Source organism: Halomonas alkalicola (assembly GCF_030704205.1).
Taxonomy (GTDB): domain Bacteria; phylum Pseudomonadota; class Gammaproteobacteria; order Pseudomonadales; family Halomonadaceae; genus Halomonas; species Halomonas alkalicola.
On sequence record NZ_CP131913.1, the window covers coordinates 1,244,151 to 1,262,899 of the forward strand.

Here is an 18,749-nt window from a genome sequence, read left to right on the forward strand (position 1 = left end):
GAACCGAGGGCCGCCCGACGAGGGCGGCCCTCGGCTTTTCTATCAAGCCAATGAAATCCAGATAAAAAATCCAGAAGTGGCAGATCACTTGCTTAATACGGATCAAGACCTGTTGGGCGTGGACCAGGCTCCGTGGAGCACGAGTGCGTCGAACCTGACCTTCAACGTCGAAGGGCTCGTTTGCTAACGCGACTGACTGATCCGCGAGGTAACGCCATGAACATTCTCAACAAGGCCAACAGGATTCGCCTGCTGGACTTCACCACTCCCCAGATGCGGGCCTTCCATTTCTCCTGGTTCGCCTTCCATATCTGCTTCTTCGGCTGGTTCGGCATCGCCCCGCTGATGGCGGTGGTCCGCGAGGACCTCAGCCTGACCCAGACCCAGATTGGCAACACCATCATCGCCTCGGTGCTGATCACCGTGATCGTGCGCCTGGCGATCGGCGTGCTCTGCGACCGTATCGGGCCGCGCAAGACCTACTCGGGCCTGCTGCTGCTGGGCTCGATCCCGGTGATGGGCATCGGCTTCGCCAACAGCTTCGAGACCTTCCTGCTGGCGCGCCTGGCCATCGGTGCCATCGGCGCGGCCTTCGTGATCACCCAGTACCACACCACCATGATGTTCGCCCCCAACGTGGTGGGCACCGCCAACGCCACCAGCGCCGGCTGGGGCAACCTGGGCGGCGGCACCACCCAGATCCTGATGCCGCTGATCTTCTCCGGGCTGCTGATGCTCGGCGTCAGCGAGACCCTGGGCTGGCGCCTGGCCATGGTGGTGCCGGGCGTGGTGATGTTCGCCACCGGCATCGGCTACTGGCTGTTCACCCAGGACGCCCCCAACGGCAACTTCGCCGAGCTGCGCGCACGCGGCGAGCTGCCCGAGGCCACGGGCGAACACGGTGCCGGCAGCAGCTTCATGGCCGCCGCCAAGGACATCCGCGTCTGGGCGCTGTTCGTGGTCTATGCGATCTGCTTCGGCGTCGAGCTGACCATCAACAACATCGCCGCCATCTACTTCTTCGACCACTTCGACCTGACCCTGGCCATGGCCGGGATGCTCGCCGGCCTGTTCGGGCTGATGAACGTCTTCGCCCGCACCCTGGGCGGTATCTTCTCCGACCTGTTCGCCAGGAATGGTGGCCTCAAGGGCCGCGTGCGCTGGCTGTTCATCGCCCTGATCTGCGAGGGCATCGCCCTGGTCGCCTTCTCCCAGATGCACGTGCTCTCCTACGCCATCGGTATCATGCTGGTGTTCAGCCTGTTCGTGCAGATGGCGGAAGGGGCCACCTATGGCGTGGTGCCCTTCATCAACAAGAAGGCGCTGGGCGCGGTGGCCGGCATCGTCGGCGCCGGCGGCAACGTGGGGGCGGTGGCCGCCGCCTTCCTGTTCCGCTCCGAGGCGATCACCTACCAGCAGGGGCTCTTCTACCTGGGCCTGACCGTACTGGTGCTGGCCTCCTGCGCGCTGCTGGTACGCTTCTCGGACGAGACCGAGGCCGAGGAGGCCAAGGCGTACCGGGATGCGCTGGGCGAGGACGCCGGTGCCGGCGCCCTCTCGCTGCGCTGAGCCTGGCGGCCGACGTGGCCGCCTCGCCCCCATTACCGACCGCCGCCCGCCCGGGGCGGCGGTCGTCCTGGCAAGGGAGGTTATCCCATGACATCGGCATCACGCCTGCGACAGGCCGCCAGGCGCTGCGAGCTCGGCGCCCTCGAGCAGCTCTCCGCGGCCTGCGGCATCGTCATCGACACCGGTCGCCTGATCCACGCGCTGCAGAAGGAGCGCGGCTGCAGCGCCATCTACCTGGCCTCGGAGGGGCGGCGCTTCGCTGCCGACCGCAGCGAGCGGATCGCCGACAGCCAGTCGGCCGAGCTGGCCGTCCGGCGGCGTCTCACGGAGCTTGCCGAGCTCCCGGAGCAGACGGCCCAGGGGGCCCGGCTGCTGCGCCGCGGCGCGGAGGTGTGGCAGGCCCTGGACGCCCTGGAGACGGTGCGTGGCGCCGTGGCCACCCGACGGATGACACCGGACGACGCCACGCGCGACTACAACGGCCTGATCGGCGGCCTGCTGGGCCTGGTGTTCGAGGCCGCCGATGGCGGCGGTGACACCCGCATCACCCTGGCCCTGGTGGCCCTCTTTCACCTGCTGAAGGGCAAGGAGCTGGCCGGACAGGAGCGCGCCTGCGGCGCCCACGGCTTCACCGCCGGCGGCTTCGACGCCGCCCATCGCCGGCTGCTGGGGCGGCTGCTCGAGGCCCAGACGCGCTGCTTCGCGACCTTCCTGGAGTTCGCCAGCCCCGAGGCCCGAACCTGCTGGGACGCCGCCCTGCCGGAGAGCGACCTGGCACCGATCCAGCGCCTGCGCGAGATCGCCGGGGCAGCGCCGGTGGATGCCGCCGCGGCCGGCGTGAGCGACCCCGCGCAGCTGGGGGAGCTCTGGTTCGCCCTGACCACCCGACGCATCGATGCCATGCACCGGGTCGAGGCCTTCCTGGGCGAGGAGCTGGCTTCACTATGTGCCGAGCGCCTGGCCGCCGCGCGCCAGGCGCTGGCCGCGCCGCCGTGTGACACCGGCCCCTCGGCGCTCGACCCGCTGCTGGGCGATACCGTCGCGGCCACGCCCGGCGGCATCGACGGGCAGGCGACGGCCGAGGCCCTCGCCTCGCCCCTCAATCGCTCGCTGCTCGAGCTCGTGCGCAGCCAGACCGACCGGCTGCAGGGGCTCGGCAACGAACTGGCGAACACCCGCAAGGCGCTGCGCGAGCGCAAGCTGGTCGAACGCGCCAAGGGGGTCATCATGGCCAACCAGGCCATGAGTGAGGAGCAGGCCTACCGCTACATGCGCAAGACGGCCATGGACCAGAGCCGCAGCATGGCCGACCTCTCCCGCGCCATCCTCGACCTCGCCGACCTGCTGCAGAGCCAACAGCCGGCCCGGCACGGGCCGGACGACTAACCAGACCCTCGCCGCTTCCGGGCGGCAGACCTCTCAGGCGGCGGAGCTCTCCTCGATCAGGGCCTTGAGCTCGGGAACGCAGCTGCCGCACTGGGTGCCGCAGGCCAGCCGCGCCCCCAGCGCCTCGATGCTGGCATCCCCGTCGCGGATGGCGGTCACGATGGTGCTCCTTCCCACCTGGTGGCAGCTGCAGACCACCGGGCCGCTGTCGGCGGCACCGGCGTCACCGCCGGCCAGCAGCCGACGACGACGCGCGCCGTCCAGGGCCTCGTCCCGGGCGGCCTCGGCGAAGCGCTCGTCGAGCCAGGCCAGCCCCGGCAGTTCGCCGGGCGGCCCCACCATCAGCCACCAGCGCAGGCGCCCCGCTTCGATGCCGGCGGCACGCAGGCGCCCACCGGATGGGTCCTCGAGCCACAGGGTCGCCGCCGGCAAATGGCGCGTTACCCAGGCCAGCCAGTCGCGGTCGGCGCTCTCGGGGGTGCCGGCCAGCTGCCAGCGCTGGCAGTGGGCCAGGGGAATTCGGGCCCAGTAGGCGGCCTCTTCGCGCCAGTCGGCCTCACCGGCCAGATCCGGCGCCACCAGCAGGGTGGCCTCCCAGGCGATCGCCAGCGGGGCCAGCGCCACGGCGCCCTGCTTGGCCTCGGGCTGGCCGGAGAGCGGATCGAGGTGGGCGGCGAGCAGACGGCCGGCCAGGGCCGCACCGCTGAAGCGGTCGTTCCAGTGCATCGGCACGAACACCTCGCCGCGCCGCTGGCCCTTGGCGAGCCGCACTCGTCCGACATAGTCGCCGCCGGCGCCACGCAGTCGCGCCAGCTGCTGGTCGGACACCCCCCAGGCTGCGGCATCGGCCGGGGCCACCTCGATAAAGGGCTCGGGGCGGTGGTTCATCAGCCGCGGCGAGCGGGCGGTGCGGGTCATGGTGTGCCACTGGTCGCGGATGCGCCCGGTGTTGAGGCGCAGCGGTCGCGCCGCGCAGAGCGCCTGCTCGGGCCCGCGGGGGCGCACCGGCACCAGGCGGGCCAGGCCGTCGGGGGTGGCGAAGCGGCCCTCCTCGAACAGCCGCGCGGTGCCGCGGGGCGCGGCGGCCGTGACCGGCCACTGGATGGGTGCGAGGGCGTCGTAGGCGGCGCGGTCGAGCCAGGCCAGCCCGGAGATATCGAACAGCCGCTCGCCCGGAGTGCCGGGAAGGTTCTCGAAGCCGGAGAGCCGGGCGTGCTCGTCGAAGATCTCCGCCGGGTGCGCGTAGGCGAAGGCCTCACCGTAGCCCAGCCGGCGGGCCACCTCGCAGATGATCCACCAGTCGTGGCGCGCCTCCCCCGGCGGCGGCAGCAGGCCGCGCTGGCGGGAGATGCGCCGCTCGGAGTTGGTCACGGTGCCGTCCTTCTCCGACCAGGAGGATGCCGGCAGCACGATGTCGGCGTACGCCAGCAGGTCGGTGTCGGCGACGCACTCGGAGACGATCACCAGCGGGCACTGCTCGAGCGCTGCCCGTACCCGGTCGGCACGGGGCAGGCTCACCGCCGGGTTAGTGGCCATGATCCACAGGGCGTGAATCTCGCCGCGCTCGATCGCCTCGAACAGGTCTACCGCCTTGTGGCCGGGGGCCTCGGGGAGGCTCGGCGTGAGCGAGGGCGTCGACCAGAAGCGGGTGACCCGATCGATGGCGCCGGGGCTGTCGTAGTCCATATGGGCGGCCAGCTGGTTGGCCAGGCCCCCCACCTCGCGGCCGCCCATGGCGTTGGGCTGGCCGGTGATCGAGAAGGGGCCGGCCCCGGGCAGGCCCAGCTTGCCGCCGGCCAGGTGGCAGTTGATGATCGCATTGCCCTTGTCGGTGCCGCTGCTGGACTGGTTGATCCCCTGGGAGAAGGGGGTCACCACGTGGAGCTGGCTGGCGAACCAGTAGTAGAAGGTCTCCAGGCGCTCCGGGTCCAGGTCGCAGTCGGCGGCCACGGCCGCCAGCGAAACGTCATCCTCCCGGGCCGCCGCCAGGGCCGCGTCCAGCCCCCGGGTATGGCGCGCCAGATAGAGAGCATCGAGCCTGCCCCGGTCGGCCATCCAGGCCAGCAGGCCGTTGAACAGCCGGGCATCGCTGCCGGGGCGAAGACCCAGGTAGAGATCGGCGATCTCGCAGCTGTCGGTGACCCGGGGGTCGATCACCACCACTCGCATCAGCGGGTTGCGGGTCTTGGCCACCTTGAGGCGCTGGTAGAGCACCGGGTGGTTCCAGGCCAGGTTGGACCCCACCAGCACCACCAGCTCGGCCTCCTCCAGGTCCTCGTAGCTGCAGGGCACCGCATCGGCGCCGAAGGCGCGCCGGTGGGCGGCCACCGCCGAGGCCATGCAGAGCCGCGAGTTGGTATCCAGGTGCGGGGTGCCAATGAAGCCCTTGAAGAGCTTGTTGGCGACATAGTAGTCCTCGGTGAGCAGCTGGCCCGAGAGGTAGGCGGCCACCGCCTCCTTGCCATGCTCGCGACGGGTGGCCGCCAGCCGCTCGGCCACGGCATCCAGGGCCGTGGCCCACGCCACCTCGCGGCCGTCCACCCGCGGCCGCATCAGCCGGCCCTGCTCGCCCAGGGTCTCGTGCAGCGCCGAGCCCTTGACGCAGAGGCGTCCGTAGTTGGCCGGATGGTCGGCATCGCCGGCCACCGCGGTCAGCTGCCCGTCCGCCAGGGTCGCCCGGACCCCACAGCCGACGCCGCAGTAGGGACAGGTGGTGCTGATGTGCCGCATGGCAGTCTCCTGCTGTTGTCGTTTCCAAGGCCCATGAACGCAGACGCCCGCCGCGTCCCGGTCTGGCCAGGAAGCGGCGGGCGTCGTTGCCCCGAGAGGCGCCGACATGGCGCCTTATGGATACCCAGGGCGATGCAAGCGGGGTGCCAACCCGCCCTACCCCGTGCCTGACGCCTGGCTTTTCGCGCCGTGCCCGCCACGGGGTGCCACCTCGCGCCGGGTCGACGCCGCCGAAACCTGCCTCATCGCGGTGCACACCCCCCTTTTGCTGCACCAGCGAGGCGCTCCCCCGGCACCCGCCCTCTCCCGCCACGCCGCCGCCAGGCCTCGGCAACCCATTGATTAAACGAAATGTATGGCGCGACAACCGCCTGCTGGCGAGATTCTTGATGGGTCTGCTCAGACGGCGATCAACGGCGATCGCCCGTCAACGAACATCAGGCAAGGGCGCCTCGCACCCGTCTCTCCACGAGACGGGGTCGAGGCGCCCTTTTGCGTTCACCCACAGGCAGAGGAGGAGCTCCATGCCTCCGCACAGCACCCAGGCACCCCAGGACCCACTGGTCATCGTCGGCAACGGCATGGCCAGCCACCGGCTGCTGGAAGCGTTACTCAGGCAGCCGGCCAGGCCTGCCCGCATCACGGTGATCGGCGAGGAGCCCACTCCCGCCTACAACCGCATCCTGCTCTCGCCGCTGCTGGCCGGCGAACTGGAGCGCGACACCCTGACCCTGCGCTCGGCCGAGTGGTATGCCGAGCAGGGCATCGAGCTGATCCTCGGCGAGCGCGTCACCGAGATCGATCGTCAGGCGCAACGCCTGACCACCGATGCCGGACGCCACCTGGCCTATGGCCGCCTGGTGCTGGCCACCGGCTCGCGCCCGGCGCTGCCGTCGCTGCCCGGCATCCGGCTCGCGGGCGTCCATGCCTTCCGCGACCTGAACGATGCCGCCACCCTTTCCGACTGCGCCAGCCGCGGCGGCAGCGCCGTGGTGATCGGTGGCGGCCTGCTGGGCCTGGAGGCCGCCGAGGGGCTGCGCAAGCGCGGCATGGCGGTCACCCTGCTGCAGCGGGCGGAGCACCTGATGAACCGCCAGCTCGATGCCACCGCTGCGGGCCTGCTCGAGCAGGAGCTCGTCGGCCGCGGGCTCGAGGTCATCACCGGCGCCCGGCTGGCCGCCCTCGAGGACGATGGCCAGGGCCGTGTCGCCGCCGTCTGCCTCGAGGGGGGGCGCCGCCTGCCCACCGACTGCGTGGTGGTGGCCATCGGCATCGCGCCCAACGTCGAGCCGGGGCGAGCCGCCGGCCTGGCGGTGGACCGCGCCATCCGGGTGGATGGGTACCTGACCACCTCCGACCCGGCGATCTTCGCCCTCGGCGAATGCTGCCAGTTCGAACAGCACACCTATGGCCTGGTGGAGCCGATCTGGCGCCAGGTCGAGGTGCTCGCCGCCCACCTCGCCGGTGAAGCGGTCGGCGGCTACGCGGAGCGCCCCAGCGCCACCCGGCTCAAGGTCAGCGGCGTCTCCCTCTATGCCTTCGGCCCCACCGAGCCGGGCGAGGAGCACGAGGTGCTCGCCTACCACGACCCCGATCAGGGCGACTACCGCCGGCTCCTGCTGCGCGAGGGCCCCCTGGAGGGAGCGGTGCTCTATGGCGATACCGCCCCGGGTCCCTGGTACTTCGCCCAGGCCCTGGCCGGACGCGATCTCACCCCCTGCCGACCCGCGCTGCTGCTGGGCGCGGCCGACGCCGACGCCCTGCTCGACGCCTCACTCGACGCCTCACTCGACGCCTCACCCAAGCCCGAGGATTCCCCCACTCAGACCCGCCCCGAGAAGGAGGCCGCCTGACATGTCTACACAACCGCACCTGATCATCATCGGCAACGGCATGGTCGGCCACCACCTGGTCGAACAGCTGGTAGAACGCGGCGCCACCGAGCGCTATGCCATCACGGTGTTCGGCGAGGAACGCCACCTGGCCTACGACCGGGTCCACCTCTCCGAGGTCTTCAACGGCCAGGACGCCGAGTCGCTGGCCCTCTCCACCGCCGACTACTACGCCGAGCACGGCATCACCCTGCGCCTCGATGAAGCGGTCACCGCCATCGACCGCGATGCGAGCGTGGTGGTCACCGCCGAGGGCCGCACCCCCTACGACCGACTGGTGCTGGCCACCGGCTCCTTTCCCTTCGTGCCGCCGATTCCCGGCAATGACCGCGAGGGCTGCCTGGTCTACCGCACTCTGGACGATCTCGATGCCATCCGCGCCGCGGCCGAGAATGCCGCCACCGGCGTAGTGGTGGGCGGCGGCCTGCTCGGCCTGGAAGCCGCCAACGCCCTGCGCGGGCTCAACCTCGACACCGCCGTGGTGGAGTTCGCCCCGCGGCTGATGCCGATGCAGGTGGACACCGAAGGCGGCGAGCTCTTGCGCGAGAAGATCGAATCGCTGGGCGTGCAGGTGCTCACCGGTCGCGCGACCCAGGAGATCGTCGACGGCGAGCGCAGCCGCCACCGCATGGTGTTTCAGGACGAAAAAGTGCTGGAAACCGACCTGATCGTTTTCTCCGCCGGCATTCGTCCCCGCGACGAGCTGGCCCGCGACTGCGGCCTGGAGATCGGCGAACGCGGCGGCGTGGTGATCGACGACAACTGCCTGACCAGCGACCCGGCCATCCTCGCCGTCGGCGAGGTAGCACTGTGGAACAACAGCATCTTCGGCCTGGTCGCCCCCGGCTACCAGATGGCCAAGGCCGCCGCCGTCACGCTGCTCGAAGGCAATGAGCCCTTCAAGGGCGCCGACATGAGCACCAAGCTCAAGCTGATGGGCGTCGACGTGGGCTCCATCGGCGACGCCCACGGCGACCGTACACCCGGAGCACGCCAGTTCCGTTTTCTCGACCCGCTCAAGCAGCAGTACCGCAAGCTGGTGGTCTCCAGCGACGGCAAGCGCCTGGTCGGCGCCATGCTGGTGGGCGACAACAGCGTCTACGACACCTTGCTGCAGTACTACGCCAACCGCATCGAACTGCCCGAGGATCCGGCCTCGCTGATCCTGCCGGCCGGCAGCAGTGCCGCCCCCGCGCTGGGACCGGACGCCCTGCCGGACACCGCCATGATCTGCTCGTGCCACAACGTCACCAAGGCAGATGTATGCGCCTCCATCGACGGCGGCGCGGTTGATCTGGGCGCGGTGAAAGGCGAGACCCGCGCCAGCACCGGCTGCGGCGGCTGTGCCGCCCTGCTCAAGACCCTGGTGGATCACGAACTCGAAAGCCGCGGCGTGGAGGTCGACAAGTCGATCTGCGAACACTTCCACTACACCCGCCAGGAGCTCTACGACATCGTCCGGGTGGAGGGCATCAAGACCTTCAGCGAGCTGATGGAGAAGCACGGTTCCAAGGTGGGCCACGGCCTCGGCTCTTCACCAGCCCCGGGGCTTGGCTGTGACATCTGCAAGCCGGCGGTGGCCTCGATACTGGCCTCCTGCTTCAACGAGCCGATCACCGACGCGGCCCATATCCCGCTGCAGGACACCAACGACACGTTCATGGCCAACATGCAGAAGAACGGCACCTACTCGGTGGTGCCGCGCATCGCCGGCGGGGAGATCACCCCCGACAAAGTGTGGTGGGTCTGGGGCAGGTGGCGCAGAAGTACAACCTCTACACCAAAGTGACCGGCGGCCAGCGCATCGATCTGTTCGGCGCGCGCCTGGAGGACCTGCCGGCCATCTGGGGCGAGCTGATCGAAGCCGGCTTCGAGACCGGCCACGCCTATGGCAAATCGCTGCGTACGGTGAAATCCTGCGTGGGCAGCACCTGGTGCCGCTACGGCGTGCAAGACAGCGTGGGCATGGCGATCCGGCTGGAGCACCGCTACAAGGGCCTGCGCGCGCCGCACAAGATCAAGTTCGGGGTTTCCGGCTGTACCCGCGAGTGCGCCGAAGCCCAAAGCAAGGACATCGGTGTGATCGCCACCGAGAACGGCTGGAACCTGTACGTCTCCGGTAACGGCGGCATGCGCCCGCGCCACGCCGAACTGTTCGCCACCGACCTCAGCGACGAAGCGCTGTTCCGCTACATCGACCGCTTCCTGATGTTCTACATCCGCACCGCCGATCGCCTGCAGCGCACCTCGGTGTGGCGCGAGAACCTGGAAGGCGGCCTGGACTACCTCAAGGAAGTGATCCTCGAAGACAGCCTCGGCATCGGCGAGGAGCTGGAGCGCCAGATGCAGGCCGTGGTCGACACCTACCAGTGCGAGTGGGCCAACGCCATCAGCGACCCGGAGAAGCTCAAGCGCTTCAGAAGCTTCGTCAACGACAGTCGCCCCGACCCGGACATCATCTATACCAGCGAGCGCGGCCAGTTACGTCCCGCCTGAAGGAGTCTTTCCCCATGACTATCGCCTCTGCAGCAGCCAACACCATGACCCAGACCTGGCAACGTCTATGCACCCGCGCCGACCTGGTGCCCCACTCCGGCGTCGCCGCCTGGCTGGAAACCCCGGAAGGCCCCGCCCAGGTGGCGATCTTCTATCTTCCAAGCGACCCAAACACGTCGCAGCCAAGCGACCCGAACACGTCGCAGCTCCCCGGCCACGCGCAGGAACTCTACGCCATGGACCACCGCGACCCCTTCTCAGGGGCCAACGTCATCGCCCGCGGCATCGTCGGCGATCTACAGGGCGAGCCGGTGGTCGCCTCGCCGCTCTACAAGCAGCACTTCCGCCTCGCCGACGGCCGGTGCCTGGAGGACGACAGCGTTCAGCTGCGCACCTGGAAGGTGAGCTTCAAGGGCGAGGAGGTGTGGATCCAGGCCTGACGCCAGCGCTGGCCGCCCCGGGGTGAACTCTCTATGCTGTTCGTGATGCAATGCAGCACAACGCAACCGCCATGAGAGGCAAGCCGATGAGCGAGACCAAACGGATCGACCTGGCCCTGCAGGGCGGCGGCGCCCACGGCGCCTTCACCTGGGGCGTGATGGACCGCCTGCTGGAAGATTCCCGTATCGAGATCGAGGGCATCAGCGGCACCAGCGCCGGGGCCATGAACGGCGTGGTGATGGCCGACGCCCTCACCCGGGGCGACCGCGACACCGCTCGCCAGGCCCTCCACGACTTCTGGCAGGCGGTGAGCCGCGCCGGCATGACCAGCCCCATCCGGCGCACCCCGCTGGACATGCTCACCGGCAACTGGAGCCTCGACCACTCCCCCGGCTATATCGCCATGGACCTGATGAGCCGGCTGGTCTCGCCCTACCAGTTCAACCCCTTCAATCTCAATCCGCTGCGCGACCTGCTCGCCGAGCGGGTCGACTTCGAGGGGGTGCGCCGCTGCCCCGACCTCAAGCTGTTCGTTACCGCCACCAACGTGCGCAGCGGCAAGCAGCGCATCTTTACCCGGGAGGAGATGAGCGCGGATGCGGTGATGGCGTCGGCCTGCCTGCCCACGGTCTTCCAGGCGGTGGAGATCGACGGCGAGGCCTACTGGGACGGCGGCTACATGGGTAACCCCGCACTGATGCCCCTGATGGAGCACTGCGGCACAAGAGACATCGTCATCGTGCAGATCAACCCCATCTACCGGGAGGAGCTGCCCACCAGCGCCGCGGCAATCATGAGCCGCCTGAACGAGATCACCTTCAACGCCTCGCTGATCAAGGAGGTGCACATGATCGCCATGCTGCAGCGCCTGCTCGGCGACCAGGGCGTGGATATCGGCTGCTATGCCGGCACCCTCTTTCACCGCATCGACGGCGACGAGACCCTGAGCAAGCTCTCGGTCTCGAGCAAGATGAACGCCGAGTGGCCCTTCCTCTGCCACCTGCGCGACGCGGGACGGCGCACCGCCGATGGCTGGCTCGCCGAGCACTTCGAAGCGCTGGGCAGCCGCTCCACCCTGGACGTCGAGAGCGTCTATCGAGATACCGAATAGGCGGCCTGCGTTGAGACTTCGCGAGAGACGCATCTTGCCAGCTCCAGAGGCGCGGACCATGCTCGGGAAACGGGTGGGGCACTCGCTGCCCCGCCGTCTGTCCAAGGCAACAGGAGGGAGGATCAGCGCCGCACGACACCGTCGGCCCTGTCACTTTCCTGACATCGTGCGCTGACAGTGTCGACATAGGGACGTCATAAACGACGCCCGCTCGCGACAATCAGGAGAGCTGCGCCGATGGTACGCATCGACAAGAAGGCCACCCGTCTCTACGTGCTGGACACCAACGTCCTGCTCCACGACCCAGCCGCCCTCTACCAGTTCGATGAGCACGAGGTGGTCATCCCCATGACCGTGCTCGAGGAGCTCGACAAGCACAAGAATGGCGCTCGCGAGATCGCCCGCACCGCCCGCCAGGTCAGCCGCACCCTCTCGGACCTCACCGCCAACGTCGGACTCGAACAGATCCGCGACGGCATTCCCATTGTGCGCCTGAACGGCCCCGAGGGACGCCTGCGGCTGCTCTGCTACACCGACCTGACGCCCCTGGAGCCCCTCGAGGAGAACCCCGACAACCGCATCCTCGCCGAGACTTGCCGGCTGCGCCAGGAGCCCCCGGACGCCTCGGTGATCCTGATCACCAAGGACATCAACCTCAGGGTCAAGGCCGCCGCCCTGGGCGTGCCGGTGGAGGACTACCTCAACGACCGCGCCTTCGACGACAGCGACGCCATGCTGGAGGGGGTGAGGGTCTACCCGGACGCCGGCAGCGAGCTGTGGAACGGCCTGTCACTCGACGTCAGCGTCGAGCGCGAGGGCCAGCGGGTGACCTACCACCTCAACGGCGAGATCCCCGCCGACTGGCACCCCGGCATGCTGGTGGCCGACGGTGACTGCGAGGCCGGCTTCGAGGCCATCGTGCGCGAGGTGAGCGGAGGCCGGGCCCGCCTCGACCTGCTCACCAACTATCGCCACGGCGCCAGCGTCTGGGGGGTGCATGCCAGCGACTGCCGCCAGAACTTCGCCCTCAACCTGCTGATGGACGACGACATCGACCTGGTCACCATCGCCGGCAGCGCCGGCACCGGCAAGACCTTCATGACCCTGGCCGCGGCCTTCCAGCAGACCCTGGACACCAAGCGCTTCGAGCGCATCGTCTTCACCCGGGCCCCCATCTCCATGAGCGAGGATATCGGCTTTCTGCCCGGCACCGAGGAGGAGAAGATGTCGCCCTGGATGGGCGCCTTCCACGACAACATGGACAACCTGCTGCGCGACGAGAACGGGGAATCGAGCTGGGACAACGGCGCCACCCGCCAGCTGCTCGGCGCCCGGGTGCAGATCCGCTCACCGGGCTTCATGCGCGGGCGCACCCTCAACGACACCTTCTTGATCATCGACGAGGCGCAGAACTTCACGCCCAAGCAGCTCAAGTCGCTGGTCACCCGGGCCGGGCGCAACACTAAGATCGTCTGCCTGGGCAACGTCGGCCAGATCGACACCCCCTACCTCACCGCCAACAGCTGCGGGATGGCGGCGGTGGTGCAGCGCTTCCGCGACTGGCCCCATGCCGGACATATCACCCTGAAGAGCGTCGAGCGCTCGCGGCTGGCCCTGGCCGGCGAGGAGCTGCTCTGACACGCCACCGCCCGCTACCGCCTGAGGCCCCCACCGGCCTCAGGCGGCGCTGAACAGCAGCACCAGGGCGAGCCCCACGGCGACGACCACCATCAACACCGCGGCGTGGCGACGCAGCCACGCCTCCCCCTCGCCCAGCGCCTCCAGCGCCGCGGTGGCCGACCGCTCCAGGCCGACCCACCACGCCACCCAGCCCGCCTTGCGTGCGGCCAGCCGCTCCAGACCGGGCACGGCGGCCCTCCACAGCCGGTCGAGGCCATGGGCCAGCGGCCACCAGAGATCCCCCGGCGGCGGACGCCGCCATGCCGCCCGCAGCACCCCACGATGCACCAGCCACCCCACCAGCAGCGACAGCGAGAGCCCCAACAGGGCCGGCCACAGGAGGCCGATGAGCTCCGCCGCCGGCGGCCAGGCGGGCGCCATGCCCAGTACCGGCAGCCAAAGCGGCAGGGCCAGGGCGCTGGCCATCAGCAGCAGCCAGGCCAGCGGCATGGGAGCGGCCAGCGGCATCAGCCCATCCCCCCGGGCCCGCCGCTCGCCCGGCCACTGGCACCACAGGGTGCGCGCCATCAGCGCCGTGGTGCCCACCGCCGCCAGGGAGAGCCAGGTCACCAGGCCCGCGTAGCCACCGTCGTAGAGCGCCTCCTTGAAGGCCCATTTGGTGGCAAGCCCGGAACCCAGCACGCCGGCCAGGGAGAGCGCCGGGGCGGCCAGCAGCAGCGTCAGCGCCCAGGACGGCAGCCGCGGCGGATGCTCGGCGATGCCCACGCCCAGGAACAGCGCCCCCTTGGTGAGCCCGTGGTGGGCAGCGAAGAGCACCACGGCAGGGACCAGCGCCGGCCACAGCGCGGGGGCGGTGAGCCCCGCCCCCACCAGGGCGGCCAGCATGCCGAGCTGGCTGACGCTGACGCTGGAGTAGGCCAGCACCGCCTTGGGGTGGCGCTGGCAGACGCCCACCAGGGCAGCGCCGATAGCCCCCACCAGTCCCACCGCCAGCATGGCGCGGCCCAGCCAGGCGATGCCCTCCGCGGTGGCGGTTTCGCCCAGCGGCAGGGTCGCCATCCAGCCCACCACCCCGGCCTTGACCATGGCCCCGCTGAGTACGGCGCTGGCCGGCGTCGGCGCCACCGGGTGGGCCAGGGGCAGCCACAGGTGCAGGCCCGCCACGCCGGCCTTGACCCCGAAACCGAGCCACAGCAGCACGCCGATCCAGGCGCCCTGCTCCAGCGTGGCGAGCCCCTCGCGCAGCTCGCCCAGGGTCAGCACTCCCAGGCTGCCGGCGCCCCACAGCAGGCCGCCCAGGATCAGCCCCTCGCCGAGCACCGCCATGATCAGGTAGGCGCGCCCGCCGGTCAGGGCATCCCGGGTGCCGGAGTGGATCACCAGGCCGTAGGCGGCGAAGGTCATCACCGCGAAGCCCAGGTAGAAGCTGGCGATGTCCTCGGCCACCAGCAGCAGCAGGTTGCCGGAGAGGGTCAGCGGCCAGAGCACGGCGAAGCGGGCAAGGCGCGTGGCCGCCGCGCCGTCCCCGGCGGTCGCCCGCTCGCCGTCCCCGGCCAGATAGCCGCGGGCATACCAGCCGGCGAGCAGCCACAGCAGCGCGGTGAACGCCAGCAGCACCCGACGCGGCTCGTCCAGTCCCCAGACCCCGCCCAGCAGCCAGGCTGCCATCGACAGCTCACCGTCGCCGCCCAGCAGCGCCAGGGCCAGCGCCGGCAGCGGCGCCGTGGCCCACAGCGGGTCAAGCGGGAAACGCACCTCGTCGCGCCCGGCCAGGGCCGCCATCAGCGGCTGGCGCAACCCCAGCAGCAGCGGCCAGAGCAGCGCGGCGATCATCAGCAGGGCGAAGATCTCCTGGCTCATGGCAGGTACTCCAGACTTGCGACCCGGGTCGCCCACTCCAGCGGGCTGTAGGGCAGCCCGGCCAGCAGCCCCGCCATCACGCTGAACAGCGCCGTCGCGATGACCGGCAGCAGCAGCCAGGCATTGGTCTCGAGGCGGCCCAGATGGCGCTCCTCGGGCCAGGTGCCCACCCCATGCGCCGGGCCGGGCCGGAACCACAGCCGGTAGAGGATCGGCAGGAAGTAGGCCGCGTTGAGCAGGCTGCTGGCCACCAGCACGGCGATCACCCAGGACATCCCGGCCTGTACCGCCCCAGTGCCCAGGTACCACTTGCTGAGAAAGCCCACCAGTGGCGGCAGGCCGATCATCCCCAGGGCGCCGACGGTAAAGGCCAGGCTGGTCAGCGGCATGCGTCGTCCCGCGCCATCGAGCTCATCGATGCGGTGGATACCGAGCTCCTCGGCATAGTTGCCGGCGCAGAAGAACAGCGTGATCTTCATCAGCCCCTGGTGCAGCAGGTGGGAGAGCGCGGCGATGGTGCCCAGGGGCCCGAACAGCCCGATCCCGAGCACGATGTAGCTCACCTGGCTCACCGTGGAGAAGGCCAGCCGCGGCTTGAGCTCCACCTGGGCCAGGGCGCGCACGGAGCCATAGAGGATGGTGACGGTGGCGATGACGGCGAGCCCGGTGAGCAGCCCCAGGGCGTGGCTGAGCTCGGCGCCATAGACGTCATAGACCAAGCGCACGATGCCAAAGGCGCCGGCCTTGACCACCGCCACCGCGTGCAGCAGGGCGCTGACCGGCGCCGGCGCCACCATGGCCCGGGGCAGCCAGCCGTGCAGCGGCACCAGGCCCGCCTTGACCCCGAAGCCGGCGATCAGCACCCAGAAGATGGCGATCAGCACGCCGCGCTGCTCGGGGCCGAACTCGGCGAGGATCTCCCGCTGGCCGAAGCGGATATCGCCGGCCAGGGCGTGCAGCGCCACCATGCCGATCATCAGCACCAGCCCCGCGGTCAGGGTGAAGCGCAGGTAGAGGGTGGCCGCGGCCAGCGCCTTGGGGGTGCCGCGATGAGCCACCAGCGGGTAGGTGGAGAGGGTCAGCAGCTCGTAGAAGATCAGGAAGGTGAAGAGGTTGCCGGCCAGGCTGATGCCCAGGGTGCTGGCCACGCAGAGGCTGAAGAAACCGAAGAAGCGCCGCCGGTTGGGCGAGTCCTCCAGGTAGCCGATAGCATAGATGGTGGTGAACAGCCACAGCAGCGAGGAGAGCCCGGCGAACATGATGCCCAGGGGGTCGGCGCGCAGCACGAAGGCGAGCCCCTCCAGCACCGGGAACTCCACAGCGTAGGCATGCCCCTGGCTGAGGCCACGCACCATCCAGGCCACCAGGCCGATCTTGAGCACGGCGGCGGCCAGGTTGAGCCCGGTCCGGGCGCGGAAGGCACCCTCCGGCAGCAGGAAGATGATCGCTGCCGCCGCGAGCGACGTGGCCAGGGTGGCGACCGGGAAGAAGGCCCCGCTCATGGCACCCCTCCCTGGCGCAGCAGCGACAACGGCCACTCCGCCACCAGGCCGAGACCCACCGCGGCCGGGGCCAGCAGCAGCGGCGTAAGGTCGGTGCCCCGCGGCAGGGGATGGAACTCATGGCGCGGAGCCTCCTCCACAAAGGAGCAGCGCAGCACCCGGAACACATAGGCGGCGGTCAGCAGGGTGCCGAGCACCAGCACCACCGCCCAGGGCCACTGGCCCGCCTCCAGCGAGGCCTGCAGCAGCAACCACTTGGCGGTGAAGCCGGCGCTGGGCGGCAGCCCCATCAGGGTCACCGCGGCCACCCCGAAGGTCATCAGCGACAGCGGCAGCCGGCGGCTGGTGCCGGCCAGGTCGACCAGGCGGCTGGCACCGGTGGAAAACAGCAGGTTGCCGGCGGCCATGAACATCGCCGCCTTGGCCAGGGCGTGGCCGGCCAGCTGCAGCCAGGTGGCCTGCCAGGCCAGCGACGCCACCGAGGCGGCGGCGCCGGCCAGCAGCGGAAAGGCCAGCATCAGGTAGCAGAGCTGGCCCACCGTGGACCAGGCCACCACCTGCTTGAGGGAGTCGGCACGCCACGCCTTGAGCCCGCCCCACAGCACCGCCGCCGCCCCCAGCAGGCCCAGCGCCCAGGCCGCCCCCTCGGCCTCCGGCAGCAGCCGCCGCCACAGGGTGATCAGGATGAAGAAGGAGGCCTTGACCACCAGGGCGCCATGCACGGCGCTGACCGGGGTCCAGGCGCTGGCATGCACCGGGGCCAGCCAGCCATGCAGCGGGAAGATCGCCGCCTTGAGCAGCAGGCCGCCGGCCAGCAGCGCCATGGCGATGCGGGTGGTGGCATCGGGCTCGGCCACCGCGGCCAGGCCGCTCAGCTCCAGGGTGCCCCAGGCACCCAGCAGCAGCGCCACCCCCAGCAGCCAGGCCAGCGATCCCACCAGGGCGTAGAGCAGGTAGCGCAGGCCGGCGCGGATCGCCTCGGCCTTGCCGGGCAGCAGCATCATGCCCACTGCACACAGCCCCATCAGCTCCAGGCCGGCATAGAGCAGCAGCAGGTCGGCGGCCACCCAGATCACCCCCAGGGCGAACGCCAGGCCGCCCAGCAGCGGCCAGAAGCGCGCATGGGGCGCGTCGGCGGCCAGCGCCGCGCGGCGGTGACCCACGCCGTAGGCGGCGCTGGCCAGCAGCACCAGTTGGGTCAGCAGCAGGAGCAGCGCCGCCAGGGCATCCAGCCGCCAGTGCAGCGAGAGCCCACCCAGCGCCAGGCTGCCGTGCAGCGCGCCCTCCCCCGCTCTGGGCAGCAGCCACAGCGTCGCCAGCGGCAGCGCCCCGGTGGCCAGCACCACCGTGCGCATCTGGCACGGCGGTTTCCAGAGGGCCAGCAGGCCCAGTGGCAGCGGCGCCGCCAGCGTCAGCCACAGCAGCAGGCTTGCGGCTTCACTCATGGGCGGCCTCGGGCTCGAGGATCACGCTGCCCTCCAGGGCATGCAGGCGGCGCAGCAGCAGGGCGCCCAGCACCGAGCCGCCCAGCGCCACCGTCAGCCCCACCAGGATCAGCCCCTGCACCTCGGGTGCGGTGCCCGCAAGCCCCGCCAGCAGCAGGAAGACGCCGGAGCCGAGCACGTTGAAGGCCAGCAGCCGGCGCAGCAGGTGGCGATGGGGGGCGAAGGCCCACAGCCCCAGCGCCATCACCCCGAGCCCCGTCGGCACCAGGGCCGGCATGGCGGTCCCGCGCAGGGAGAGCCGCTCGCTGGCGAGCAGTCCCACCAGCGCCAGGCCGGCAAGCAGGAGCCAGGCCAGGACGGCGAGCCAACGCACCGCCGCCCGGAGGCCGGAGCGCGGCGTGGTGTCCCGCTGGGGCAGGCGCGGCACGTCGCCGGCGCGACCCAGCGCATGGAAGAGGGCAGCGCCGGACAGCAGCGCGCCCAGCAGCGCCTCGGCAGCGGCCAGCCAGGGAGCCCCCAGCCGCCACCAGGCGAGCGCCATCACCAGGGCGAAGGCGATGAAGGCCAGGCAGGCGCGGGCGAGCTGCCGGTCCAGCAGGCAGAGCAGCGCCAGGAGAATCAGGGCAATCGACGTCATGACGAAGATCCTGACCACTTCGCGGGGTGAATGCCAGGG

At 70.4% G+C, this 18,749-nt stretch carries 11 protein-coding genes and 1 pseudogene; 7 read left to right on the plus strand and 5 right to left on the minus strand.

What is annotated here, in order from left to right; genetic code table 11:
• Positions 1–216 precede the first annotated feature (216 nt).
• Positions 217–1,569: an MFS transporter gene (locus tag B6N23_RS05940; protein ID WP_302141478.1), complete on the plus strand. Its 1,353-nt coding sequence runs from the start codon at positions 217–219 to the stop codon at positions 1,567–1,569.
• Positions 1,570–1,656: 87 nt separating this feature from the next.
• Positions 1,657–2,955 (plus strand): nitrate regulatory protein, encoded by a 1,299-nt coding sequence (locus B6N23_RS05945; protein WP_305502803.1) that lies wholly within the window; start codon positions 1,657–1,659, stop codon positions 2,953–2,955.
• Between the two features lie 33 nt (positions 2,956–2,988).
• Here B6N23_RS05945 and B6N23_RS05950 read toward each other — a convergent pair whose 3' ends face one another.
• Positions 2,989–5,685, minus strand: a complete 2,697-nt coding sequence (locus B6N23_RS05950; RefSeq protein ID WP_305502805.1) for a nitrate reductase — start codon at positions 5,683–5,685, stop codon at positions 2,989–2,991.
• Between the two features lie 524 nt (positions 5,686–6,209).
• Here B6N23_RS05950 and B6N23_RS05955 point away from each other — a divergent pair.
• From B6N23_RS05955 to B6N23_RS05975, 5 genes and pseudogenes are all read left to right on the plus strand, one after another.
• The gene (locus B6N23_RS05955) at positions 6,210–7,538 is read left to right on the plus strand and encodes an NAD(P)/FAD-dependent oxidoreductase (protein WP_305502812.1); all 1,329 of its coding nucleotides are present in this window, start codon (positions 6,210–6,212) and stop codon (positions 7,536–7,538) included.
• A gap of 1 nt (position 7,539) precedes the next feature.
• Positions 7,540–10,073, plus strand: a pseudogene (gene nirB / locus B6N23_RS05960) (nitrite reductase large subunit NirB).
• 14 nt (positions 10,074–10,087) lie between these two features.
• Positions 10,088–10,513 (plus strand): nitrite reductase small subunit NirD, encoded by a 426-nt coding sequence (gene nirD / locus B6N23_RS05965; protein ID WP_305502815.1) that lies wholly within the window; start codon positions 10,088–10,090, stop codon positions 10,511–10,513.
• A gap of 86 nt (positions 10,514–10,599) precedes the next feature.
• Positions 10,600–11,625 (plus strand): patatin-like phospholipase family protein, encoded by a 1,026-nt coding sequence (locus tag B6N23_RS05970; protein ID WP_305502817.1) that lies wholly within the window; start codon positions 10,600–10,602, stop codon positions 11,623–11,625.
• Positions 11,626–11,862: 237 nt separating this feature from the next.
• The gene (locus B6N23_RS05975; RefSeq protein WP_305502818.1) at positions 11,863–13,263 is read left to right on the plus strand and encodes a PhoH family protein; all 1,401 of its coding nucleotides are present in this window, start codon (positions 11,863–11,865) and stop codon (positions 13,261–13,263) included.
• 39 nt (positions 13,264–13,302) lie between these two features.
• Here the strand turns inward: B6N23_RS05975 and B6N23_RS05980 are convergent, their stop codons facing one another.
• Genes B6N23_RS05980 through B6N23_RS05995 form a run of 4 tightly spaced genes read right to left on the minus strand, consistent with a single transcriptional unit; the run spans position 13,303 to position 18,710 of the window.
• Positions 13,303–15,126, minus strand: coding sequence for a proton-conducting transporter transmembrane domain-containing protein (locus tag B6N23_RS05980; protein ID WP_305502820.1), 1,824 nt, complete (start codon positions 15,124–15,126; stop codon positions 13,303–13,305).
• Entirely contained in the window at positions 15,123–16,628 is a 1,506-nt protein-coding gene (locus B6N23_RS05985) for a complex I subunit 5 family protein (RefSeq protein ID WP_305502822.1), read from the minus strand. The genes B6N23_RS05980 and B6N23_RS05985 overlap by 4 nt, the downstream gene beginning before the upstream one ends.
• A complete protein-coding gene (locus B6N23_RS05990) occupies positions 16,625–18,073 on the minus strand; it encodes a complex I subunit 5 family protein (RefSeq protein WP_305502825.1) in 1,449 nt (482 codons plus the stop codon). The genes B6N23_RS05985 and B6N23_RS05990 overlap by 4 nt, the downstream gene beginning before the upstream one ends.
• Entirely contained in the window at positions 18,066–18,710 is a 645-nt protein-coding gene (locus B6N23_RS05995; RefSeq protein ID WP_305502826.1) for a hydrogenase subunit MbhD domain-containing protein, read from the minus strand. The genes B6N23_RS05990 and B6N23_RS05995 overlap by 8 nt, the downstream gene beginning before the upstream one ends.
• Positions 18,711–18,749: the final 39 nt, after the last annotated feature.